We start from the raw sequence: 22,961 nt of genomic DNA, 5'->3' as shown, positions 1-22,961 counted from the left end.
CCGGCTGAGGCGGAACTCAGTGCTAGCTGTCAGCTACTGACCGGTAACCAGAGTCTTAGAAAATCGCGGCGCGGAAAACGTGACGAAAACCACAAAGATGTCTCATGCCGCGCGCCGGCACGCGCTTGAACTGGGCTGTTCGCGGATCTTTACTTGGTGGTTGCCAGCGCCTCGCGTGCAGGGCAACCTAAGAGAAGTGCAATAATCGGTACTGCTAGTGACAGGAAAATCGAGTTGGCAGACAACTCGGTTGGAGCGCCGTGACCTCGCAGCCTTGTCTCGCGACGCACCGGAGCCGCTCAACCAGACGTGAAAGGCAGGGTCGTGGGTCAAAACGGCAGTGACGCCGCTACCGGCGCCGCCCCTCGGCAGAAGCTCGAAAAGGTCGTCATCCGTTTCGCCGGCGACTCCGGCGACGGCATGCAGCTCACCGGCGACCGGTTCACCTCCGAGGCCGCGCTGTTCGGCAACGACCTTGCGACGCAACCGAATTACCCCGCCGAGATCCGCGCGCCCCAGGGCACCCTGCCGGGCGTCTCGTCGTTCCAGATCCAGATCGCCGATTACGACATCCTCACCGCGGGCGACCGCCCCGACGTGCTCGTCGCGATGAACCCCGCCGCGCTGAAGGCCAACGTCTCCGATCTGCCCCGCGGCGGGCTGATCATCGCCAACTCCGACGAGTTCACCAAGCGCAACCTCGCCAAGGTGGGGTACGACGCCAACCCGCTGGAGTCCGACGAGTTGTCCGACTACGTCGTGCAGGCCGTCGCGATGACCACGCTGACCCTCGGTGCGGTCGAGTCGATCGGGGCCAGCAAGAAGGACGGCCAGCGCGCGAAGAACATGTTCGCCCTCGGGCTTCTGTCGTGGATGTACGGCCGCGAACTGGAGCACAGCGAGGCGTTCATCCGCGAGAAGTTCGCGCGCAAGCCCGATGTCGCCGAGGCCAACGTGCTGGCGCTCAAGGCCGGCTGGAACTACGGCGAGACCACCGAGGCGTTCGGCACCACCTACGAGGTGGCGCCGGCCAAGCTCAAGAGCGGTGAATACCGCCAGATCTCGGGCAACACCGCACTCGCCTACGGCATCGTGACCGCCGGTCAGCTGGCTGACCTGCAGGTCGTGCTCGGCACCTACCCGATCACCCCGGCGTCGGACATCCTCCACGAGCTGTCCAAACACAAGAACTTCAACGTGATGACCTTCCAGGCCGAGGACGAGATCGCCGGCATCGGCGCCGCGATCGGCGCGTCCTACGGCGGCGCCATCGGCGTCACCAGCACGTCGGGACCGGGCATCTCGCTGAAGTCGGAGGCCATCGGCCTGGCCGTGATGACCGAGCTGCCGCTGATCGTCATCGACGTCCAGCGCGGCGGCCCGTCGACCGGTCTGCCCACCAAGACCGAGCAGGCCGACCTGCTGCAGGCGATGTTCGGTCGCAACGGCGAATCACCGGTGGCCGTGCTGGCCCCCCGCTCCCCGTCGGACTGCTTCGACGTCGCGGTGGAGGCGGTGCGGATCGCGATCAACTACCACACGCCGGTGATGATCCTGTCCGACGGCGCGATCGCCAACGGCTCGGAGCCGTGGCGCATCCCCGACATCACCGACACGTCCGCGTACCCGCCCATCGAGCACACCTTCGCCAAGGAAGGCGAACCGTTCCAGCCCTACGCCCGTGACCCCGAGACGCTGGCCCGCCAGTTCGCGGTGCCCGGCACCCCGGGGCTCGCGCACCGCATCGGCGGACTCGAGTCGGCCAACGGCTCCGGCAACATCTCCTACGAGCCCAAGAACCACGACCTGATGGTGCGGCTGCGGCAGGAGAAGATCGCGGGCATCGACGTCGCCGATCTCGAGGTCGACGACCCCAGCGGCGAGGCGGACCTGCTGATGCTGGGCTGGGGCAGCAGCTACGGCCCGATCGGTGAGGCCTGCCGGCGCGCCCGGCGCAAGGGCATCAAGGTCGCCCACGCCCAGCTGCGCCACCTGAATCCCTTCCCGGCCAACCTCGGTGACGTGCTCGCCGGGTACTCGACGGTCGTCGTGCCGGAGATGAACCTCGGGCAGCTGGCGCTGCTGCTGCGCGGGCGCTACCTCGTCGACGTGCAGTCGGTGACGAAGGTGGAGGGGATGGCGTTCCTGGCCGACGAGGTCGAGGGCATCATCGACGCCGCGCTGGACGGGACGCTCGGCGACAAGGAAAACGAGAAAGCCAAGTTCGCGCGGCTGGCTGCGGCCACCGTCGAGACTGGAGTGAACGCATGACGGACGTGATAGGCAACGACCTCGGGCTGACGCCGCTGACCAAGACCAGCCTGGTGCCGACCACCGACGAGCCCCAGAAGGCCAAGGACTTCACCAGCGACCAGGAAGTGCGCTGGTGCCCGGGGTGCGGTGACTACGTCATCCTCAACACGATCCGCAATTTCCTGCCCGAGCTGGGACTGCGGCGGGAGAACATCGCGTTCGTCAGCGGCATCGGCTGCTCGAGCCGGTTCCCGTACTACCTGGAGACCTACGGTTTCCACTCCATCCACGGTCGCGCCCCGACCATCGCCACCGGACTCGCGCTGGCCCGCGAGGACCTGTCGGTCTGGGTGGTCACCGGTGACGGCGACGCGCTGTCGATCGGCGGCAACCACCTGATTCACGCGCTGCGCCGCAACGTCAACCTGACGATCCTGCTGTTCAACAACCGCATCTACGGCCTCACCAAGGGGCAGTACTCGCCGACCTCCGAGGTCGGCAAGGTCACCAAGTCGACGCCGATGGGCTCACTGGACTACCCCTTCAACCCGGTGTCGCTGGCCCTGGGCGCCGAGGCGACGTTCGTCGGGCGTGCACTCGATTCCGACCGCAAGGGCCTGTCGGAGGTGCTGCGCGGTGCCGCCGAGCACCGCGGCGCCGCACTGGTCGAGATCATGCAGGACTGCCCGATCTTCAACGACGGATCGTTCGACGCGCTGCGCAAGGAGGGCGCCGAGGAGCGACTGATCAACCTGCGCCATGGGGAGCCGATCACGTTCGGCGCGGACGCCGAGTACTGCGTGGTCAAGTCGGGTTACGGGCTGGAGGTCGCGAAGACCGCCGACGTGCCGGCCGACCAGATCGTCGTGCACGACGCGCACCTACAGGATCCCGCCTACGCGTTCGCGCTGTCGCGGCTCTCGGAGCAGAACCTCGACCACATGGTCATGGGAATCTTCCGTCAGGTGAGCAAGCCGACCTACGACGACGCGGCGCGTCAGCAGATCACCGCGGCCCGCGAGGCCAGGCCGCACGACACCGCCGCGCTGCAGGCGCTGCTGCGTGGCAAGGACACCTGGTCGGTCGACTGACGTTTCTCCGGCTCGGACGGCGCGCGCTGCACTAACGTCACGGCTGTGACGTCTTCGCTGCCGCTGGCCGCTGTCATCCTCGCCGGGGGCGCCTCCCGGCGCATGGGCCGGGACAAGGCCACCTTGCCGTTCGACGGCCCGGACGGGCCGACCACGCTGGTCGAGCGGGTGGTGTCGATCGTGCGGACCCGCTGCGAGCCGGTGTTCGTGATCGCCGCACCCGGTCAGGCGCTGCCCGAACTGCGGGCCACGGTGCTGCGCGACGAGGTGCGCGGCGTGGGGCCGCTGCTGGCCACCGGACGCGGACTTCGCGCGGCCGCCGACGCCGGTTTCTCTCACGCCTTCGTGTGCGCGGTCGACATGCCCGAACTGACCACCGACGTCATCGACATGCTGGCCGGGCCGGCGGAGCGGCTCGGAACCGACATCGTCTTGCCGTGGGACGGCCGGGACCACTATCTGGCCGGCATCTACCGCACCGCGCTGTGTCCGGTGGTCGACCAGCTGGTCTCCGCCGGTGCGCGCAGCATGCGCGCACTCGTCGACGCGGTCGACACCCAGCGGATCGTCATGCCCGAGCAGGTGGCGCTGACCAACGTCAACACCGAGGCGGATCTGGCGGCGATCGTCCCGCCGCGATTGCACTAGCAAATTCGAAGTAATTGCGTGCGGAATAAGTCTCGAATTCTACGAATTGCCGGCACTGAATTTCGACACCCTCCGGTGATCGACACGACCGTGAATTGTCGCACCGGCCGGTACGCGGCTGCGGATCTCGCGGGCCGCCCGTCGGGGTGGAAGCGTCTGCGCCGCAATGTCTCTGATGTTCATCCACGCCGAAAGGCCAGGTGAATAACACTTTTCCGCGCGCTGTACCAGGTGCTTCTATTCGTCACTCTGACCTATGACTGTGGCGGAACATTGTCACTCGGGCTGTCTGTCGGCCGCCGCCCGCCGCTTGGATTCGTAACATGTTCTCCCGCAACGCGATTCGGGCCATACGATGCAGGAAGAAACAGTCAGGGATCTCCATAATGGTTCACTCGCAGCGGATTTCGACTGTCTCCCAAGCGGATCACTCGAATCCGGCCCAGCGAAGTCGGTGCGCTGATGAAGTCCCGAGAAGTCCGAGAGAGGCCCCGAAAAGGGCTTTCGGCGCAGCGATGTCGGTGCGCGCCGGGTTCCGCCCGTGGCCCAGCTCACAAAATGATCGTGATTTGGCTCACCAAATTCAGCGGGTCGGCGGCGGCCGTCGATCCCGGGAAACCCCCGAATGACCTGCGCAGACACGGGCCAATTCGCGTTGTGATCGTTCCGTGATCTACCCGCGATCACGCCGACATCAAGATGACTTTGCCTAACCAGGTTTGTACGGTCCCAAACAGCTTCTTATGGAGCAAATAACTCAAAACCACGAACCAGCGTGTGTGTGGGGCCACGGGAGGCGCATCAGCCTCCGCCGGCCACCGGGTCGATCCCGGTGAGGTCGTCTCCGATCTCCCCAGTCGCACCCGACCGAGACGGTGCGACCCGACAAATCCCGCCTGCTTGCAGGCAGCACTGCCGTGTCTTCGCACGGCGACATCGGCGCGCGCTAGGCGAAAGGAATGAAGTTGAAGAACATCCGCACAACGTTTGGGCTGGCCACCATCGCCGGGGCGCTCACTGTGGCACCGATGATCCTGGGGGCTGGCACCGCGAATGCGGACAGCGTCAACTGGGATGCCGTCGCAGCGTGCGAGTCGGGCGGCAACTGGGCGATCAACACCGGCAACGGCTACTACGGGGGCCTGCAGTTCACGCAGAGCACCTGGACCGCCAACGGCGGCACGGGCTCGCCGCACAACGCCAGCCGCGAGGAGCAGATCCGCGTGGCCGAGAACGTGCTGCAGTCGCAGGGCATCGGTGCCTGGCCGGTGTGCGGTCGCCGCGGCTGACCACCCCATACCTGCATTCGAGGCGGTGCCGGCATCATGCCGGCACCGCCTCGTTGTTCTCAGAGGCCTCTTACACCAGATAAGTAACGACTAAAACTTTCATCGCTTCCGTAACAGGTGATGTTCGTCACCCGACAGACCGGACAGCCGCAGCGTGAGACAGCGTCACCGTCACATGCGGGCCTTGGGTCACAACGGTCGGGGAAGGACCGCAGAGATGAACGTTCAGAAGATGATCAGCAAGGGCCTGATGGCCGCCGGGATCGCCGGAGCGCTCGCCGTCGTGCCGATGGCGATGGACGGCTCCACCGCGACCGCCCACGCCGACTCGGTGAACTGGGACGCCATCGCCCAGTGCGAGTCGGGCGGCAACTGGTCGATCAACACCGGCAATGGCCATTACGGCGGCTTGCAGTTCAAGCAGGCCACCTGGTCGTCGAACGGTGGCAAAGGCAGCCCGGCGACGGCCTCGCGCGCCGAGCAGATCCGCGTCGCCGAGAACGTTCTGCAGACCCAAGGCCTCAAGGCCTGGCCCAAGTGCGGTGCCGCGGGCATGAGCGCCGCGCAGGTGTGGGGCAGCCCGACGCCGGCCGCGACCGCTCCAGGCGTCGTTCCGGCCACCGCCAAGGGATGCGCCAATCTACCGACCTCGGCGTTCGGCGGCTTCGTCGACCTGCGCAAGATGTGCACCGCGATCTTCACGCCCCGCGCCGCGCGCTGAGCCCCGCCTCAGCCGTCCGGCAGCACGAACGCCGACCTCGCCGCGATCGACGCGAGGTGACGGGTCACCACACGTTCCGGGATCAGCGCGCTGGCCCGGCTGGCCGCACCGCTGAGCACGGCCGGGCGCAGATTGACGATCCGGCCGATCGTCGCCGACTCCAGCACCAGGGTGCGCACCCGCCGCCGGCGGAAGGCGGCGAAGCGGGTGAACGCAGTCGCGGCATCAGGTGCCAGCGCGACGCACCGCGCCAGGATCGCGGCGTCCTCGATCCCCTGACAGCCGCCCTGCCCCAGATGCGGGCGCATCGGATGAGCGGCATCGCCCACGATCACCGCCGGCCCGCGCGACCAGTGCTCGGGCTGGGCCCGGTCGTAGAGATCATTGCGGATCAGGTTCTCCGGCGCCGTCGCGGCGATCAGCTGGGGGATCGGGTCCGCCCAGTCCGCGAGCTTGCCGGTGAGGTAGTTGTGCTCCCCACCGGGTGAGCGGCCGCCCTCCGGTGCCCGCTCGGTCGCGAACCAGTAGGTGTGGTCGGGTCCCAGCGGCACGTGGCCGACCTCCACCCCGGCACCGAACGTCTCGCCGGCCAACTCGGGATCGAGCCGGTGCTCGGCCACCCCGCGCCACGCCGTGTAGCCGACATAGCGGCTCGTCAGCGGACCGTTGAGGATGGACGCGACGAGGGAGTTGACGCCGTCGGCCCCGATCACCGCGTCGGCCTCACGCACCACGCCGTCTGAGAGGGCGACCCGCACCGACGACTGACCGATGGTCACCGCCGCCGCCGTCGACCCGGTCTGCACGGCGCCCGGCGGGAGCGCGCCGCGCAGGATGTCGGTCAACACCGAGCGGCGCACCACCACCAACGGTTCGCCCAACGCGGTCACGATGCGCTGCGGCGACGGCCGCCGCAGCCACCTGCCGCTGCGCCAGCGGATCGCGCCTGCGGTCACCCTGCCGCCCGCCTCCCGCACCGCGTCACCCAGGCCGATCTCGTCCAGAGCGGCCAGCGCGTTCGGCCAGATGCTGATCCCCATGCCCGAGCTCAGGTCGGTGCGCTGCTCCAGAACGGTCACCTCGCGGTCGGCAGCGCGCAGCGCCACGGCGGCCGCCAGACCCGCGATGCCGGCGCCGACGACGATGATCTGCGCTGGCATGGGCTGACCATAACGGGTGGCTGTGTTACGAAGTGGGCATGGCCCCCGACCCGTCACCCGACACGCCCTTCGCCGATCTCGACAGCTTCCTGGCGCTGCCGCGGGTGTCGGGGCTGGCCGTCGCGCCCGACGGGTCGCGGGTGGTCACCACGGTCTCCGAACTCGACGACAAGCGCGCCGAATTCGTCAGCGCGCTCTGGGAACTCGACCCTGCCGGCCAGGCGCCGGCACGCCGGATCACCCACGGCGCCAAGGGGGAATCGTCACCGGCGTTCACCGCGGACGGCGATCTGCTGTTCCGCGCGGCCCGGCCCGGCGGTGACGACGACCCGCCGCCGTCGCTGTGGCTGCTGCCCGGCGCCGGGGGAGAAGCCGTCGAGGTCGCCGCGTTCCCCGGCGGCGTCGTCGGGGTCGTGCCGGCGCGCGCCGGCACGGTCACAGTCGTCGCCTCGTCACTGCTGCCGTCGGCCACTGGGATCGACGAGGACCGGCGGCTGCGCGAGATCCGCAAGCAGGGCAAGATCTCCGCCGTGCTGCACACGGGATACCCGGTGCGCCACTGGGACCACGACCTCGGTCCCGCTCAGACGCACCTGTTCACCGTCGACGGGCCCCGCGATCTCACCCCGGATCCCGGTGGGGCGCTGCGCGACGCCCACCTCGACGTCAGTCCCGATGGAACGTTCGTGGTGACGACGTGGCAGGTGCCGGCGCCGGGGGCCGCCGTGCGCTCCACCCTGGTCCGGGTCGACGTCGCGACGGGACAGCGGACGACCATCGTCGACGATCCCGGCGCCGATCTCGACTCCCCGGCGATCTCGCCGGACGGCACAGCGGTGGCCTTCACCCGTGAGACGTTCTCCACCCCGACGCAGGCGCCGCGAATCACCGTGTGGCTGGCGCGGTTCGGCGAATCACCGATCGAACTGACCGGTGACTGGGACCGCTGGCCGACCTCGGTGACGTGGACGCCCGACGGCGCGTCGCTGATCGTGACGGCCGACCAGTCCGGTCGCGGTCCGATCTTCCTCGTCGACCCGGCGTCGTCTCACGTGGGCACCCTCGTCGACGACGACTTCACCTACTCCGACGTACATCCCGGTGCCGACGGAACCCTGTTCGCGCTGCGTAGCTCCTACCGCACTCCGGCGCACCCGGTGCGGATCGACGCCGACGGCGCGGTGACGGTGCTGCCCTGCGTGCCGCTGCCCGAGCTGCCCGGAACGCTGACCGAACTGACCGCCGTCGCCGACGACGGGGTGCCGGTGCGATCTTGGCTGGCGCTGCCCCACGGGGAGCACCGCGCGCCCCTGCTGCTGTGGATCCACGGTGGCCCGCTGGCGAGCTGGAACGCCTGGCACTGGCGCTGGAATCCATGGCTGATGGTCGCGCACGGGTACGCGGTGCTGTTGCCCGACCCTGCTCTGTCCACCGGCTACGGCCAGGAGTTCATCCAACGTGGCTGGGGCGCATGGGGATTCGCGCCGTACACCGATCTGATGGCGGCGACCGACGCGGCGTGTGCACACCCGCGGATCGACGAGACCCGCACCGCGGCGATGGGCGGCTCATTCGGCGGCTACATGGCCAACTGGATTGCCGGGCACACCGACCGCTTCGCCGCGATCGTCACCCACGCCAGCCTGTGGGCGCTCGACCAGTTCGGATCCACCACCGACGGCGGCTACTGGTGGGCCAGGGAGATGACACCGGAGATGACGGCGGCCAACTCGCCGCACCGCTTCGTCGCCGAGATCGCCACCCCGATGCTGGTGATCCACGGCGACAAGGACTATCGCGTGCCGATCGGCGAGGCGCTGCGGCTGTGGTACGAACTGCTCAGCGCCTCGGCGCTGCCCGCCGCCGCAGACGGCAGCACCGAACACCGCTTCCTCTACTTCCCGACGGAGAACCACTGGGTGCTCAGCCCGTCGCACGCCAAGATCTGGTACCAGGTGGTGACCGCGTTCCTGGCCCGCCACGTGCTCGGGCAGGACATCGAGGCGCCGGAGACGCTCGGGTAGCGTCGGATTTCATGAGCGATCGCGAGTACGACATCGTCCTGTACGGCGCAACCGGGTTCGTCGGCGCGCTGACCGCCCAGTACCTCGCCACCGCGGCAGGGGACGCGCGGATCGCCCTGGCAGGCCGGTCCACGGAGCGGTTGCTCGCGGTGCGCGAGACTCTGCCCGCTGCCGCACAGTCCTGGGACCTGATCACCGCGGACGCCTCCGAACCCTCGTCGCTGGCCGCCATGGCGGCCAGCACCCGAGTCGTCATCACGACCGTCGGGCCGTACCTGCGGTACGGGCTTCCGCTGGTCGCGGCCTGCGCCGCCGCCGGCACCGACTACGCCGACCTGACCGGTGAGCCGCTGTTCGTCCGCAAGGCGATCGACCTGCACCACAAGCAGGCCGTCGACACCGGGGCCCGCATCGTGCACGCCTGCGGATTCGACTCCATCCCGTCGGACATGACGGTGTTCGCGCTGTACCGGCAGGCCGAACGGGACGGCGCCGGCGCGCTGGGCGACACCAACTACGTCGTGCGCAGCTTCGCCGGCGGGATGTCGGGCGGCACCATCGCCTCGATGACCGAGCTGGCGAGGGAGGCGGCCACCGATCCCGAGGCGCGCCGGCTGCTCAACGATCCCTACACGCTGTCCCCGGACCGGGGCGCCGAGCCCGAACTCGGCGGCCAGTCCGACGCCCGTTGGCGCCGCGGGCGCGAGATCGCCCCGGAACTCGACGGCTACTGGGTGGGCGCGTTCGCGATGGCGATCCCGAACTCGCGCATCGTCCGGCGCAGCAACGCGCTGCTGGACTACGCCTACGGCCGGCGGTTCTGCTACGCCGAGCAGATGAGCCTGGGCAAGTCGGTGCTCGCGCCGGTGGCCGCGGCGATGGCCACCGGCGGCAACGTGGCGGCCGTCGAGCTCGGCGGCCGGTTCCTCAACCGGGTGCCCCGCGGGGCCCTCGAGCGGATCCTGCCCAAGCCGGGCACCGGTCCGAGTGAGCAGACCCGCGAGAACGGGCACTACACCGTCGAGACGTACACCACGACGACGACCGGGGCGCGCTACGTCGCCCGGATGTCGCAGAAGGGCGACCCCGGATACAAGGCCACCTCGGTCCTGCTGGGGGAGAGCGGCCTGGCGCTGGCCCTCGACCGCGACGCGCTGCCCGACCTGCACGGCGTGCTGACACCCGCGGCCGCGATGGGCGATGCGCTGCTGGCCCGCTTCCCGGCCGCCGGGGTCTCGCTGGACGTCACCAAACTGGCCTGACCGAACGCGGGTCGATTGGCCCGGGCCGGGTCTACTGTGACGCTCATGAGCAGCCTCGATGACCTGTACAGCCAGATCCCGGTCCAGCAGATCGCCGGCAGACTGGGTGTCGACGAGAGCGAGGTCGACAGCGCCGTCAAGACGCTGGTTCCGGTCCTCGTCGGCGGCCTGCGGCACAACGCCGAAGACCCCGGCGCCGCCGACAGCATCGCCTCGGCGGCCAGTTCGCATGCCAGCAGCGGCCTGCTCGACGGGGGAGTCAGCGTCGATCAGGTCGACGAAGCCGACGGCTCCCGCGCGGTCGCGAAGATCTTCGGCGGCAACGACACCGGACAGGTGGCCTCCGCGCTGTCCGGCGGCGGAGCCGGCAACAGCGACCTGATTCAGAAACTGCTGCCGATCCTGGCGCCGATCGTGCTCGCCTACATCGGCAAGAGGCTCACCGGTGGTCAGGCCCAGCAGGTCCCCGGGCAGACCGGCAGCGGCGGCATCGGCGACGTCCTGGGCAGCATCCTCGGTGGGGGCACCGCACCCGGTGGCAACAACCCGCTCGGGAGCATCCTGGGCTCCGTGTTGGGCGGCGATAAGGCCGGCGGGCTGGGTGACATCCTCGGCGGGCTTCTGGGCGGGAAGAAGTAGCTCGCAGCGTCTTCCTAGAATGGCTCGGTGACCTCCCAGCCGCTCGCCCCCACCGGACCCTCCGGGCTCGATGCCCTGCCCAAGTCGTGGGACCCCGGGGCGGTCGAGAGTGATCTCTACGAAGGCTGGGTGAAGGCCGGCTATTTCACCGCCGACCCGGCCAGCGGGAAGCCGCCCTACTCGATCGTGCTGCCCCCGCCGAACGTGACCGGCAGCCTGCACATGGGTCACGCGCTGGACCACACGCTGATGGACGCGCTGACCCGCCGCAAGCGGATGCAGGGCTACGAGGTGCTGTGGCTGCCCGGTATGGACCACGCGGGTATCGCCACCCAGACGGTGGTGGAGAAGCAGCTCGCCGTCGACGGCAAGACCAAAGAGGACTTCGGCCGCGAGTTGTTCGTCGAGAAGGTGTGGGACTGGAAGCGCGAATCCGGCGGCACCATCGGCGGCCAGATGCGCCGCCTCGGTGACGGCGTCGACTGGAGCCGCGACCGGTTCACGATGGACGAGGGGCTCTCGCGTGCGGTCCGCACCATCTTCAAGCGGCTGTTCGACGCCGGGCTGATCTATCAGGCCGAGCGACTGGTGAACTGGTCCCCGGTGCTCGAGACCGCGATCTCCGACCTGGAGGTCAAGTACGAAGACATCGAAGGCGAACTGGTCTCGTTCCGGTACGGGTCGATGTCCGACGACGAGCCGCACCTGGTGGTGGCCACCACGCGTCTGGAGACGATGCTGGGCGACACCGCGATCGCCGTGCACCCCGACGACGACCGCTACCGCGACCTCGTGGGCACGACACTGCCCCACCCGTTCCTGGACCGTCAGATCATCGTGGTCGCCGACCACCACGTCGACCCCGAATTCGGCACGGGCGCAGTCAAAGTCACCCCGGCGCACGACCCGAACGACTTCGAGATCGGGCTGCGTCACCAGCTGCCGATGCCGTCGATGCTCGACACCAAGGGCCGGATCGCCGACACGGGAACGCGTTTCGACGGCATGGACCGTTTCGAAGCCCGCGTCGCGGTGCGTGAGGCGCTGGCCGAGCAGGGCCGCATCGTCGCCGAGAAGCGTCCCTATCTGCACAGCGTCGGGCACTCAGAGCGCAGTGGCGAACCGATCGAGCCGCGGCTGAGTCTGCAGTGGTGGGTGAAGGTCGAGTCGCTGGCCAAGGCCGCCGGCGACGCGGTCCGCAACGGCGACACCGTCATCCATCCGGCCAGCCTGGAGCCGCGGTGGTTCGCCTGGGTCGACAACATGCACGACTGGTGCATCTCCCGGCAGCTGTGGTGGGGCCACCGCATCCCGATCTGGCACGGCCCCGACGGTCAGACCGTCTGCGTCGGGCCCGACGAGACGCCGCCGGAGGGTTGGGAACAGGACAGCGACGTCCTCGACACGTGGTTCAGCTCGGCGCTGTGGCCGTTCTCCACGATGGGCTGGCCCGACCACACCCCCGAGTTGGAGAAGTTCTATCCGACCACCGTGCTGGTGACCGGTTACGACATCCTGTTCTTCTGGGTGGCCCGGATGATGATGTTCGGCACCTTCGTCGCCGACGACGCCGCGATCACCGGCAACGGAGCCCGTGGGCCGCAGGTCCCGTTCCGGAATGTGTTCCTGCACGGCCTGATCCGCGACGAGTTCGGCCGCAAGATGAGCAAGTCGCGGGGCAACGGCATCGATCCGCTGGACTGGGTGGAGACGTTCGGCGCCGATGCACTGCGGTTCACCCTCGCCCGCGGCGCCAGCCCGGGCGGCGACCTGGCGATCGGCGAGGACCACGCCCGCGCCTCGCGCAACTTCGCCACGAAACTGTTCAACGCCACCCGGTTCGCGTTGCTCAACGGCGCCAGCCCCGCGCCGCTGCCGCCGGCGCAGGCGCTGACCGACGCCGACCGGTGGATCCTCGGCCGCCTCGAAGAGGTTCGCGCCGAAGTGGATTCGGCATTGGACGGCTACGAGTTCAACCGGGCCTGCGAGGCGCTTTACCACTTCGCCTGGGACGAGTTCTGTGACTGGTACGTCGAACTCGCCAAAGTGCAACTCGGACAAGAGGAGCACACCGCTCACACATCTGCGGTCATGGCCTTGGTGCTCGACACCTTGCTCAAGCTGCTGCACCCGGTGATGCCGTTCGTCACCGAGGTGCTCTGGAAGACGCTCACCGGCGGGGAGTCGCTGGTGATCGCCGAATGGCCCACCGCCAGCGGCATTCCCGTCGACACGGCCGCGGCGCAACGGATCGCCGACATGCAGAAGCTGATCACCGAGGTGCGCCGGTTCCGCAGCGACCAGGGGCTGGCCGATCGGCAGAAGGTGCCGGCGCGGCTGTCGGGTATCGACGCCGCGGACCTGGACGCCCACGTGCCCGCGGTGACCGCGCTGGCCTGGCTCACCCCGCCGGCCGAGGGCTTCGCGGCCTCGGCGTCGGTGGAGGTCCGGCTCTCCGGCGGCACCGTGCTGGTCGAGGTCGACACGTCGGGCACCGTGGACGTCGCGGCCGAGCGGCGCCGGCTGGAGAAGGATCTGGCCGCCGCGCAGAAGGAGTTGTCGGGCACCTCGGCCAAGCTGGGCAACGATGCCTTCCTGGCCAAGGCCCCCGCCGAGGTCGTCGACAAGATCCGGGCGCGGCGCGATCTCGCCGCAGAGGAAGTGGAGCGGATCACGGCACGGCTGGCTGCCCTCAAGTGAGTTCCCCCGAACCGGCACCCGACGAGGTCGCAGCGCTTCTGCAGGTCGAGCACCTGCTCGACCAGCGCTGGCCGGAGACCAAGATCGAGCCCAGCACGGCCCGCATCGCGGCGCTGCTGGAACTGCTGGGCTCCCCGCAGCGGGGCTACCCGTCGATCCACATCGCCGGCACCAACGGCAAGACCTCGGTGGCGCGCATGGTCGATGCGCTGCTGACCGCGCTGCACCGCCGCACCGGCCGCACCACCAGCCCGCACCTGCAGTCCGCGGTCGAACGCATCTCGATCGACGGCAGACCCGTCAGCCCGGCCACCTACGTGAACACCTACCGGGAGGTCGAACCCTTCGTCGAGCTGGTCGACCGGCAGTCCGAGGCCGCCGGAGGCCCGCGCTGCAGCAAGTTCGAGGTGGTGACAGCGATGGCGTTCGCCGCCTTCGCCGACGCACCGATCGACGTCGCCGTCGTCGAGGTCGGCCTCGGCGGACGGTGGGACGCCACGAACGTGGTCAACGCACCCGTCGCCGTGATCACCCCGATCGGCATGGACCACACCGACTACCTCGGCGACACGATCGCCGAGATCGCCGGCGAGAAAGCCGGGATCATCACCCGGCAGGCCGACGACCTGGTGCCCACCGACACCGTCGCGGTGATCGCCCGCCAGGCTCCCGAGGCCATGGAGGTGCTGCTCGCGGCCGCGGTGCGCGCCGACGCGGCGGTCGCCCGTGAGGACTCCGAGTTCACGGTGCTGGGCCGCCAGGTCGCGATCGGCGGGCAGATGCTCGAGCTGCAGGGCCTCGGTGGGGTGTACTCCGACATCTTCCTTCCGCTGCACGGCGAGCATCAGGCCCACAACGCCGTGCTGGCGCTGGCCGCCGTCGAGGCGTTCTTCGGCGCCGGGGCGCAGCGCCAACTCGACGTCGACGCCGTGCGGGCCGGCTTCGCGGCTGTCACCTCGCCGGGCCGGCTGGAGCGGATGCGCAACGCGCCGACGGTGTTCATCGACGCCGCGCACAACCCGGCCGGCGCCGCGGCACTGGCGTCGGCGTTGACCGACGAGTTCGACTTCCGCTTCCTGGTCGGCGTCGTCTCGGTGATGGCGGACAAGGACACCGACGGCATCCTCGCCGCGCTGGAGCCGGTGTTCGATCAGATCGTGGTGACCACCAACGGCTCCCCTCGGGCGCTGGAGGTCGAGGCGCTGACGGTCAAGGCGGAGGAGATCTTCGGTCCCGAGCGCGTTGTCGCCGCGGCCACGCTGCCCGACGCGATCGAGACGGCCACCGCGCTGGTGGAGGAGTCGGGCGGTGACGTCGACGGCGCCGGCGGCATGAGCGGTGCCGGCATCGTCATCACCGGCTCGGTCGTCACCGCCGGCGTCGCGCGCACCCTGTTCGGCAAGGACCCGGCATGAGCACGCCCGCCGCACCGCCCGATCCGTGGAAGAGCTTTCGGGGTGTCATGGCCGGCACGCTGATCCTCGAAGCCATCGTCGTGCTGCTCGCGCTCCCGGTCATCGGCTCGGTCGGCGGAGGCCTGACGGCGGCGTCCACGGCGTATGTGGTCGGGGTGGCGGTGGTGCTGATCCTGATGGCGGGCGTGCAGCGCCGACCCTGGGCGATCTGGGCGAACGTGGGCGTGCAGCTGCTGCTGGTCGCCGGCTGGCTCATCTACCCGGGAGTCGGGTTCATCGGTCTGCTGTTCCTCGTCGTGTGGCTGCTCATCGCGTACCTGCGCGCCGAGGTGCTCCGCCGGCAGAAGCGCGGCCTTCTCCCGGGCCAGCAGCCCGATCCCGAGTAGTCGCCCGACTGTGCCAAGAGGTCGGGCTCCTCAACGCGGCTCGTCCCTCGCCGCTTGATCGTTGCCCGACTGTGCCAAGTGGTCGGGCTCCTCAACGCGGCTCGTCCCTCGCCGCTTGATCGTCGCCCGACTGTAGGCTGTCGGCCGTGTCTGAGCGAACCCTCGTCCTCGTCAAGCCCGACGGCGTGCAGCGCCGCCTCGTCGGGGAGATCATCAGCCGGATCGAAGCCAAGGGGCTGACCGTCGCCGCGCTGGAACTGAAGAACGTCGACGACGAGCTGGCGCGCGCCCACTACGCCGAGCACGACGGCAAACCGTTCTTCGGGTCGCTGCTGGAATTCATCACGTCCGGGCCCGTGGTCGCGGCCATCCTCGAGGGCCCGCGGGCGGTGGCGGCGTTCCGCCAGCTGGCCGGTGGCACCGATCCCGTGGAGAAGGCCGTCCCCGGCACGATCCGCGGTGACCTCGGCCTGGAGACGCAGTACAACCTGGTTCACGGATCCGACTCGGCCGAGTCGGCAGCGCGCGAGATCGAGCTCTGGTTCCCCGGCCGCTGAGCGGCGCGCCGACCCGCTGACGCCGCGTTTCGGGTCCACCCGCAGTGATGTGGGATACTGGGGCCGGGTGACCGGCCTGACAACCCGGGTTGGTCATCCGGATGAAGACTTCGACGACTGCGACCATCGTTACCCACGGTGTGGCGCCGACCGTCCAGCCATCATTCAGACCGGCACCGAGACCGATCCTCCGGGATCACTCGGAGCGAGACCAACAACAGTTCGGGAGTGACTGGCCCGGGCGCAATAGTCAAAAGCCCTCGCGTGGCCGCGTCAGCAACGACGCGCCCGGGGGCTTGAGGAGAATACGTGGCCGACAATGAGAATCTGCACGATCCCGCCCACGCTCTCCCGGAAGAGGCGCAGCAGACCGCTGGCTCGACCGGTGAGGCGGCGGCCGCACCGCCCGAACGGCTGAGGGTCCACTCCCTGGCGCGGGTGCTCGGCACCACCAGCAGGCGCATCATCGACGCGCTGGTCGAACTCGACGGCCGCACCCGCAGCGCGCACTCCACCATCGGCCGCGAAGAGGCCGACCGGGTGCGCGAGGCGCTGGCCGAACCGGCGCCGGAGGCCGCCGAGGCCCCCGAGGCCCCCGAGGCTGCAGCCCCCGAACCCGAGGTCGCTGTTCCCGCGGCTGACGGCGCCGACGTCGCCGAGGCCCCTGAGCCCGAAGCCGCGCCGGAAGTAGAGCCCGAGTCGCGGTTGATCCTGGAGACACCCGCCGCTGCAGAGGCCGAGCCCGCCGACTATCTGCCGCTGTTCGTCGCGCCGCAACCGGTGCGTCTCGACCAGGACACCGACGCCGGCGACGACAGCGATGACGACACCGACGACGACGAGGACGACACCGAGACGGACTCCGACGAGGAGCAGTCCGAACGTCCGTCGGCCAAGCGCCGTCGTCGTGGCCGTCGCGGCCGCGGTCGCGGGCGGGGCGAGCAGAACGGCGACGACGCCAACGCCGACGACGAGGACCAGTCCGCCGAGGCGGGCGAGACCTCCGAGAACGGTGAGGAGTCCGACGAGGACAATGCCGAGGACGACGGCAACGGCGGGGAGGGCGGCAACCGCCGCCGGCGCCGGCGGCGGCGCCGCAAGTCCGGCTCGGGCGACGACGGCGACGCGTCGCCCGACGATCCGCCCAACACCGTCGTGCACGAACGTGAACCCCGGCAGTCGGGCAAGGGCAACAAGGGCTCCAGCGACTCCGAGATCCAGGGCATCAGCGGCTCGACCCGGCTCGAGGCCAAGCGCCAGCGCCGTAGGGACGGTCGCGACGCCGGCCGTCGCCGGCCGCCGATCCTCAGCGAGGCCGAGTTCCTCGCCCGGCGCGAGGCCGTCGAACGCACCATGGTGGTTCGCGACAAGGTCCGCACCGAGCCCCCGCACGAAGGCGCCCGCTACACGCAGATCGCGGTGCTCGAGGACGGTGTGGTCGTCGAACACTTCGTGACGTCGGCAGCGTCGGCTTCGCTGGTGGGCAACATCTATCTCGGCATCGTGCAGAACGTGCTGCCCTCGATGGAGGCCGCGTTCGTCGACATCGGCCGCGGCCGCAACGGTGTGCTCTACGCCGGTGAGGTGAACTGGGAGGCCGCCGGCCTCGGCGGCGCCCAGCGCAAGATCGAGCAGGCCCTCAAGCCCGGCGACTACGTCGTCGTGCAGGTCAGCAAGGACCCGGTCGGACACAAGGGCGCCCGCCTCACCACCCAGGTGTCGCTGGCGGGCCGCTACCTGGTGTACGTGCCCGGCGCGTCGTCGACGGGCATCAGCCGCAAGCTGCCCGACACCGAGCGGCAGCGCCTGAAGGAGATCCTGCGCGAGGTCGTTCCCTCCGACGCGGGCGTGATCATCCGCACGGCGTCCGAGGGCGTCAAGGAAGACGACATCCGCAGCGACGTCGAGCGCCTCCAGGGTCGGTGGAACGAGATCGAGGCCAAGGCCGCCGAGATCACCGCCAAGAAGGCCGGCGCCGCGGTGGCCCTCTACGAAGAGCCCGATGTGCTGGTCAAGGTGATCCGCGACCTGTTCAACGAGGACTTCTCCGGCCTCATCGTGTCGGGCGACGACGCGTGGAACACCATCAACGACTACGTGACCGCGGTGGCGCCCGAACTGCTGCCGCGGATGACGAAATACGAGCCCTCCGGCTCCGACGGGCCCGATGTGTTCGCCGTGCACCGCATCGACGAGCAACTGGCCAAGGCGCTGGACCGCAAGGTGTGGCTGCCGTCGGGCGGCACCCTGGTGATCGACCGCACCGAGGCCATGACCGTCGTCGACGTCAACACCGGCAAGTTCACCGGCTCGGGCGGCAACCTCGAACAGACGGTCACCCGCAACAACCTCGAGGCCGCCGAGGAGATCGTGCGCCAACTGCGGCTGCGCGACATCGGCGGCATCGTGGTGATCGACTTCATCGACATGGTGCTGGAGTCCAACCGCGACCTGGTGCTGCGCCGGCTGACCGAGGCGCTGGCCCGGGACCGCACCCGCCACCAGGTCTCCGAGGTGACGTCGCTGGGTCTGGTGCAGTTGACGCGCAAGAAGTTGGGCACCGGGCTCATCGAGGCATTCTCGACGTCGTGCACGCACTGCGGGGGCCGCGGCATCGTCCTGCACGGTGACCCGGTGGACTCCGCATCCGGCAACGGGCGCAAGTCCGAGCCGGGCAGCAACGGCGGCGGCGGCGGTGGCGGTGGCCGCCGCGGCAAGCGTGGCAAGCGCGGCGGCGCACGCGAGCAGGAGGTGCAGGTGGCCAAGGTGCCGGCGCACCTGCCCGGCGAGCATCCGATGTTCAAGGCGATGGCCGCGGCCAACGGCAAGCACGAGGACGATGGCGACGAGCACGACGAGGAGTCGACCGACGTCGTCGACGAGACCGTCGAGCTGGAGCCGAGTACCGTGCGCCGGGGAATCGCCGACGACGACGAGGACGCCGACGACGAGTTCGACGACTCGGAGGACGACGACGACTCGGACGACGAGGACGAGGACGACGAGGACTCTGAGGAGATCGATCTCGACTCCGACGACGAGGACGACGACATCGACGACGACATCGAGGTCATCGACGACTCCGAGGACGCGGACGACGACGATTCGGACGAGGACGACGACTCGGACGAGGACGACGATGACGAGGATGAGGACGACGACGAGGACGACTCCGACGAGGACGACTCGGACGACGAGCCTGCGCCCGTCGTCGCCGCTCCGGTCCGCCAGCGCCGGCGGGCCGCGGCACGACCTGCCGGTCCACCCAGCCAGGACTGAGCGGTTTGACCCTCTCCCCGCTGGTCACGTACCCTTGACCAGTTGTCTCCAGGGCCTGCCCACGGCGGGCCCGGGGCAGGGACGGCAGATCCCGCACCCAGAACCGCACGCACACCCTCGGGTGATGCGCGCCCGCACGCGAAGTAGAGGATGACCAACGATGGCAGCGCAAACAGCCACGTACGCGATCGTCAAGACCGGTGGCAAGCAGTACAAGGTCGCCGCCGGTGACATCGTCAAGGTGGAGAAGCTCGACGTCGAGCCCGGCGGCACCGTGTCGCTGCCCGTCGCACTGGTCGTCGACGGCGCCAACGTGACCACCGACGCCAAGGCGTTGGAGAAGGTCGCGGTCACCGGTGAGGTGCTCGAGCACACCAAGGGCCCGAAGATCCGCATCCACAAGTTCAAGAACAAGACCGGCTATCACAAGCGCCAGGGGCACCGTCAGCAGCTGACGGTTCTCAAGGTCACCGGCATCAAGTAGGGACGGGAGCGACAGACATGGCACACAAGAAGGGCGCTTCCAGCTCACGCAACGGGCGCGACTCCGCAGCCCAGCGGCTCGGCGTGAAGCGATTCGGCGGTCAGGTCGTCAAGGCCGGCGAGATCCTGGTGCGGCAGCGCGGCACCCACTTCCATCCCGGTGTGAACGTCGGCCGTGGCGGCGACGACACGCTGTTCGCGACCGCCCCCGGCGCTGTCGAATTCGGCACCAAGCGTGGCCGCAAGTTCGTCAACGTCGTGCGCGTCGTCCGCACCGACGCCTGACTTCTTTCTCCATCGTCGAGATCGACGTTCCGGTGCCGTGCACTCGCACGATCGCGCCCACACGTCGGTTTCGGCTGAGAGAGGAGGATTCCGATGACCCGGTTCATCGACCGCGTCGTCATCCACGCGCGCGCGGGTAACGGCGGCAACGGCTGCGCTTCGGTGCACCGCGAGAAGTTCAAGCCTCTCGGTGGTCCCGACGGCGGCAACGGCGGTCGCGGCGGCAGCATCGTCTTCGTCGTCGACCCGCAGGTGCACACGCTCCTCGACTTCCACTTCCACCCGCACGTGGTGGCGCCCTCGGGCAAGCAGGGTGCCGGCAGCAACCGGGACGGCGCTGCGGGCGTCGATCTCGAGGTCAAGGTTCCCGACGGCACCGTGGTGCTCGACGAACAGGGCCGTCTGCTGGCCGATCTGGTGGGGGCGGGCACCCGCTTCGAAGCCGCCGCCGGCGGTCGCGGCGGCCTCGGCAACGCCGCGCTGGCCTCCCGCGCGCGCAAGGCCCCAGGCTTCGCGCTGCTCGGCGAGAAGGGCGAGGTCCGCGATCTCACGCTCGAACTGAAGACGGTCGCCGACGTGGGCCTGGTCGGCTTCCCGTCGGCGGGCAAGTCGTCGTTGGTGTCGGCGATCTCGGCGGCCAAGCCGAAGATCGCGGACTACCCGTTCACGACGCTGGCTCCGAACCTCGGCGTGGTCTCGGCCGGCGATCACACGTTCACCGTCGCCGACGTGCCCGGTCTCATTCCCGGCGCCTCGGAGGGCCGTGGCCTGGGCCTGGACTTCCTGCGCCACATCGAGCGCTGCGCGGTGCTTGTGCACGTCGTCGACTGCGCCACCCTCGAACCCGGCCGCGACCCGGTCTCCGACATCGAGGCGCTGGAGGCCGAGATCGCGGCCTACACCCCGACCCTGCAGGGCGACACCACGCTCGGTGACCTCGCGGAGCGTCCGCGCGCGGTGGTGCTCAACAAGATCGACGTGCCCGACGCCCGGGAACTGGCGGAATTCGTCCGCGAGGAGATCGATCGCCGGTTCGGCTGGCCCGTGTTCGAGGTCTCCACGGTCACCCGAGAAGGGCTGCGGCCGTTGACGTTCGCGCTCTGGGACATGGTGGCGGCCTACCGTGCCGCGCAACCCGAGGTGGTGCCGCGCCGGCCGGTCATCCGGCCCGTGCCCGTCGACGAGACGGCGTTCTCCGTGGAGCCCGACGGCGAGGGCGGCTTCGTCGTGCGCGGTACCCGCCCGCAGCGCTGGGTCGCGCAGACGAACTTCGACAACGACGAAGCGGTCGGATATCTCGGTGACCGGTTGGCCCGGCTCGGCGTCGAGGACGAACTGCTCAAGCTCGGCGCGAAGCCCGGGTGCGCGGTGACGATCGGCGACATGACATTCGATTGGGAGCCGCAGACTCCGGCCGGGGTCGACGTTCACCTGTCGGGCCGCGGCACCGACATCCGCCTCGAGCAGAGCGAACGGGTGTCGGCCGACGAGCGTAAGGCGGCACGGAAGGCGCGCCGGGAAAGTCACGACGAATGAGCCGGCACCGGGACGCGATCCGTACCGCGCGCTCCGTGGTCGTCAAGATCGGTACCACCGCACTGACCACTCCGACAGGCGAATTCGACCGCAGCCGTCTGGAACACCTCGCCGACGCGATCGAAGCGCGGATGAAGTCGGGCTCGGATGTGGTGATCGTGTCATCCGGAGCGATCGCCGCAGGAATCGAACCGCTGCGGCTGACCCGCCGGCCCACCGATCTGGCGACCAAGCAGGCCGCCGCCAGCGTGGGGCAGGTGGCGCTGGTGAACTCGTGGAGTGCGGCGTTCGGACGTTATGAGCGCACCGTCGGGCAGGTGCTGCTGACCGCGCACGACATCTCGATGCGCGTGCAGCACACCAATGCCCAGCGCACCCTCGACCGGCTGCGGGCGCTGCACGCGGTGGCGATCGTCAACGAGAACGACACGGTGGCCACCAACGAGATCCGCTTCGGTGACAACGACCGGCTTTCGGCGCTGGTCGCGCACCTCGTCGGCGCCGATGCGCTGATCCTGCTCTCCGACGTGGACGGTCTCTACGACAGCGATCCACGAAAAGGCAACGCACGCTACATCTCCGAGGTCGCCGGGCCAGACGATCTGGAGGGGGTGACCGCGGGCCGGGGTAGTCACCTGGGCACCGGCGGCATGGTCTCCAAACTGTCCTCGGCGCTGCTGGCCGCCGACGCGGGGGTGCCGGTGCTGCTGGCCGCGGCCTCCGACGCTGCCGCGGCGCTGGACGGCGCGTCGGTGGGTACCGTGTTCGCGCCGCGTGCCGAGCGGATGTCGGCGCGCCGGTTCTGGGTGCGCTACGCCGCCGAAGCGGTCGGAGCGTTGACCCTGGACGATGGTGCGGTGAAAGCGGTTGTCAAGCAACGGCGTTCACTGCTGCCGGCAGGTATCACGGCGGTGTCGGGCCGGTTCTACGGCGGCGACGTCGTCGAATTGCGAACCCAGGATTCGACCATGGTCGCCCGCGGCGTGGTCGCCTACGACGCCGCGGAACTGGCGACGATGCTGGGCCGGTCGACATCGGACCTGCCCGCCGAGATGCGCCGGCCCGCGGTGCATGCGGACGACCTCGTCGCGGTCTAGCCGGATCAGCAGGCGTCCAGCCTTTTTCGACCTAGTTGATCGAGGGTGGGCGCTGGGGGTCGAACGGTTCGTACCACCACCAGTGGGCGCGTTCGCCGGTGGGTCCGCGGCAGGGCGCGACCTCCGGTGGTGCGGT

At 69.4% G+C, this 22,961-nt stretch carries 18 protein-coding genes; 17 read left to right on the top strand and 1 reads right to left on the bottom strand.

The features are described 5' to 3' along the window. Nucleotides 1-324 precede the first annotated feature (324 nt). From MCHUDSM44219_RS27340 to MCHUDSM44219_RS27320, 5 genes are all read left to right on the top strand, one after another. Nucleotides 325-2,271, top strand: a complete 1,947-nt coding sequence (locus tag MCHUDSM44219_RS27340) for a 2-oxoacid:acceptor oxidoreductase subunit alpha (RefSeq protein WP_048421452.1) — start codon at nt 325-327, stop codon at nt 2,269-2,271. Next, on the top strand, nt 2,268-3,344 hold the full coding sequence (locus MCHUDSM44219_RS27335) for a 2-oxoacid:ferredoxin oxidoreductase subunit beta (RefSeq protein ID WP_048421422.1): 1,077 nt from the start codon (nt 2,268-2,270) through the stop codon (nt 3,342-3,344). The genes MCHUDSM44219_RS27340 and MCHUDSM44219_RS27335 overlap by 4 nt, the downstream gene beginning before the upstream one ends. Nucleotides 3,345-3,389: 45 nt before the next feature. After that, nucleotides 3,390-3,992, top strand: a complete 603-nt coding sequence (gene mobA, locus MCHUDSM44219_RS27330; protein ID WP_082162425.1) for a molybdenum cofactor guanylyltransferase — start codon at nt 3,390-3,392, stop codon at nt 3,990-3,992. A gap of 965 nt (nt 3,993-4,957) precedes the next feature. Beyond that, nucleotides 4,958-5,281 (top strand): transglycosylase family protein, encoded by a 324-nt coding sequence (locus MCHUDSM44219_RS27325; protein WP_048421450.1) that lies wholly within the window; start codon nt 4,958-4,960, stop codon nt 5,279-5,281. Nucleotides 5,282-5,498: 217 nt separating this feature from the next. Then, complete coding sequence (locus MCHUDSM44219_RS27320; protein ID WP_048421421.1) at nt 5,499-6,002, top strand: transglycosylase family protein; 504 nt, start codon at nt 5,499-5,501, stop codon at nt 6,000-6,002. 8 nt (nt 6,003-6,010) lie between these two features. On the opposite strand, the gene MCHUDSM44219_RS27315 is transcribed toward MCHUDSM44219_RS27320, so the two are convergent. Next, nucleotides 6,011-7,162, bottom strand: a complete 1,152-nt coding sequence (locus tag MCHUDSM44219_RS27315) for an FAD-dependent monooxygenase (RefSeq protein ID WP_048421420.1) — start codon at nt 7,160-7,162, stop codon at nt 6,011-6,013. Nucleotides 7,163-7,200: 38 nt separating this feature from the next. On the opposite strand from MCHUDSM44219_RS27315, the gene MCHUDSM44219_RS27310 reads away from it, so the two are divergent. The 12 genes from MCHUDSM44219_RS27310 (at nt 7,201) to proB (ending at nt 22,825) form a co-directional block, all read left to right on the top strand. Further along, complete coding sequence (locus tag MCHUDSM44219_RS27310) at nt 7,201-9,186, top strand: alpha/beta hydrolase family protein (protein WP_048421419.1); 1,986 nt, start codon at nt 7,201-7,203, stop codon at nt 9,184-9,186. Nucleotides 9,187-9,197: 11 nt separating this feature from the next. Next, complete coding sequence (locus MCHUDSM44219_RS27305; protein WP_048421418.1) at nt 9,198-10,448, top strand: saccharopine dehydrogenase family protein; 1,251 nt, start codon at nt 9,198-9,200, stop codon at nt 10,446-10,448. Between the two features lie 45 nt (nt 10,449-10,493). Further along, on the top strand, nt 10,494-11,087 hold the full coding sequence (locus MCHUDSM44219_RS27300) for a DUF937 domain-containing protein (protein WP_048421417.1): 594 nt from the start codon (nt 10,494-10,496) through the stop codon (nt 11,085-11,087). 27 nt (nt 11,088-11,114) lie between these two features. Then, on the top strand, nt 11,115-13,787 hold the full coding sequence (locus MCHUDSM44219_RS27295; RefSeq protein ID WP_048421416.1) for a valine--tRNA ligase: 2,673 nt from the start codon (nt 11,115-11,117) through the stop codon (nt 13,785-13,787). Beyond that, nucleotides 13,784-15,202, top strand: coding sequence for a bifunctional tetrahydrofolate synthase/dihydrofolate synthase (gene folC, locus MCHUDSM44219_RS27290; RefSeq protein ID WP_048421415.1), 1,419 nt, complete (start codon nt 13,784-13,786; stop codon nt 15,200-15,202). The genes MCHUDSM44219_RS27295 and folC overlap by 4 nt, the downstream gene beginning before the upstream one ends. Beyond that, nucleotides 15,199-15,588, top strand: a complete 390-nt coding sequence (locus MCHUDSM44219_RS27285) for a DUF4233 domain-containing protein (protein WP_048421414.1) — start codon at nt 15,199-15,201, stop codon at nt 15,586-15,588. The genes folC and MCHUDSM44219_RS27285 overlap by 4 nt, the downstream gene beginning before the upstream one ends. A 146-nt stretch (nt 15,589-15,734) precedes the next feature. Then, the gene (ndk, locus tag MCHUDSM44219_RS27280; RefSeq protein WP_048421413.1) at nt 15,735-16,145 is read left to right on the top strand and encodes a nucleoside-diphosphate kinase; all 411 of its coding nucleotides are present in this window, start codon (nt 15,735-15,737) and stop codon (nt 16,143-16,145) included. Nucleotides 16,146-16,454: 309 nt separating this feature from the next. After that, nucleotides 16,455-19,424, top strand: a complete 2,970-nt coding sequence (gene rne / locus MCHUDSM44219_RS27275; RefSeq protein WP_048421412.1) for a ribonuclease E — start codon at nt 16,455-16,457, stop codon at nt 19,422-19,424. 160 nt (nt 19,425-19,584) lie between these two features. Beyond that, nucleotides 19,585-19,908, top strand: a complete 324-nt coding sequence (gene rplU, locus MCHUDSM44219_RS27270) for a 50S ribosomal protein L21 (protein WP_048421411.1) — start codon at nt 19,585-19,587, stop codon at nt 19,906-19,908. A gap of 17 nt (nt 19,909-19,925) precedes the next feature. Beyond that, nucleotides 19,926-20,192 (top strand): 50S ribosomal protein L27, encoded by a 267-nt coding sequence (rpmA, locus tag MCHUDSM44219_RS27265; protein ID WP_048421410.1) that lies wholly within the window; start codon nt 19,926-19,928, stop codon nt 20,190-20,192. Nucleotides 20,193-20,285: 93 nt separating this feature from the next. Then, nucleotides 20,286-21,728 carry a GTPase ObgE gene (obgE, locus tag MCHUDSM44219_RS27260; RefSeq protein ID WP_048421409.1) on the top strand — a complete coding sequence of 481 codons (1,443 nt, stop codon included), beginning with the start codon at nt 20,286-20,288 and terminating at the stop codon, nt 21,726-21,728. After that, nucleotides 21,725-22,825 (top strand): glutamate 5-kinase, encoded by a 1,101-nt coding sequence (proB, locus tag MCHUDSM44219_RS27255; RefSeq protein ID WP_048421408.1) that lies wholly within the window; start codon nt 21,725-21,727, stop codon nt 22,823-22,825. The genes obgE and proB overlap by 4 nt, the downstream gene beginning before the upstream one ends. The last annotated feature ends 136 nt before the right edge of the window (nt 22,826-22,961 follow it).

Origin of the sequence: Mycolicibacterium chubuense (assembly GCF_001044255.1) — a bacterium.
Classification (GTDB): Bacteria; Actinomycetota; Actinomycetes; order Mycobacteriales; family Mycobacteriaceae; genus Mycobacterium; species Mycobacterium chubuense.
This window is presented reverse-complemented; position numbering and strand designations above follow the sequence as displayed.

Coding starts and splice junctions, on each gene's coding strand:
- MCHUDSM44219_RS27335 (WP_048421422.1), top strand. CDS start 2,268: ATGACGGACGTGATAGGCAACGACCTCGGGCTGACGCCGCTGACCAAG.
- MCHUDSM44219_RS27320 (WP_048421421.1), top strand. CDS start 5,499: ATGAACGTTCAGAAGATGATCAGCAAGGGCCTGATGGCCGCCGGGATC.
- MCHUDSM44219_RS27315 (WP_048421420.1), bottom strand. CDS start 7,162: ATGCCAGCGCAGATCATCGTCGTCGGCGCCGGCATCGCGGGTCTGGCG.
- MCHUDSM44219_RS27310 (WP_048421419.1), top strand. CDS start 7,201: ATGGCCCCCGACCCGTCACCCGACACGCCCTTCGCCGATCTCGACAGC.
- MCHUDSM44219_RS27305 (WP_048421418.1), top strand. CDS start 9,198: ATGAGCGATCGCGAGTACGACATCGTCCTGTACGGCGCAACCGGGTTC.
- MCHUDSM44219_RS27300 (WP_048421417.1), top strand. CDS start 10,494: ATGAGCAGCCTCGATGACCTGTACAGCCAGATCCCGGTCCAGCAGATC.
- MCHUDSM44219_RS27285 (WP_048421414.1), top strand. CDS start 15,199: ATGAGCACGCCCGCCGCACCGCCCGATCCGTGGAAGAGCTTTCGGGGT.
- rplU (WP_048421411.1), top strand. CDS start 19,585: ATGGCAGCGCAAACAGCCACGTACGCGATCGTCAAGACCGGTGGCAAG.
- rpmA (WP_048421410.1), top strand. CDS start 19,926: ATGGCACACAAGAAGGGCGCTTCCAGCTCACGCAACGGGCGCGACTCC.
- obgE (WP_048421409.1), top strand. CDS start 20,286: ATGACCCGGTTCATCGACCGCGTCGTCATCCACGCGCGCGCGGGTAAC.
- proB (WP_048421408.1), top strand. CDS start 21,725: ATGAGCCGGCACCGGGACGCGATCCGTACCGCGCGCTCCGTGGTCGTC.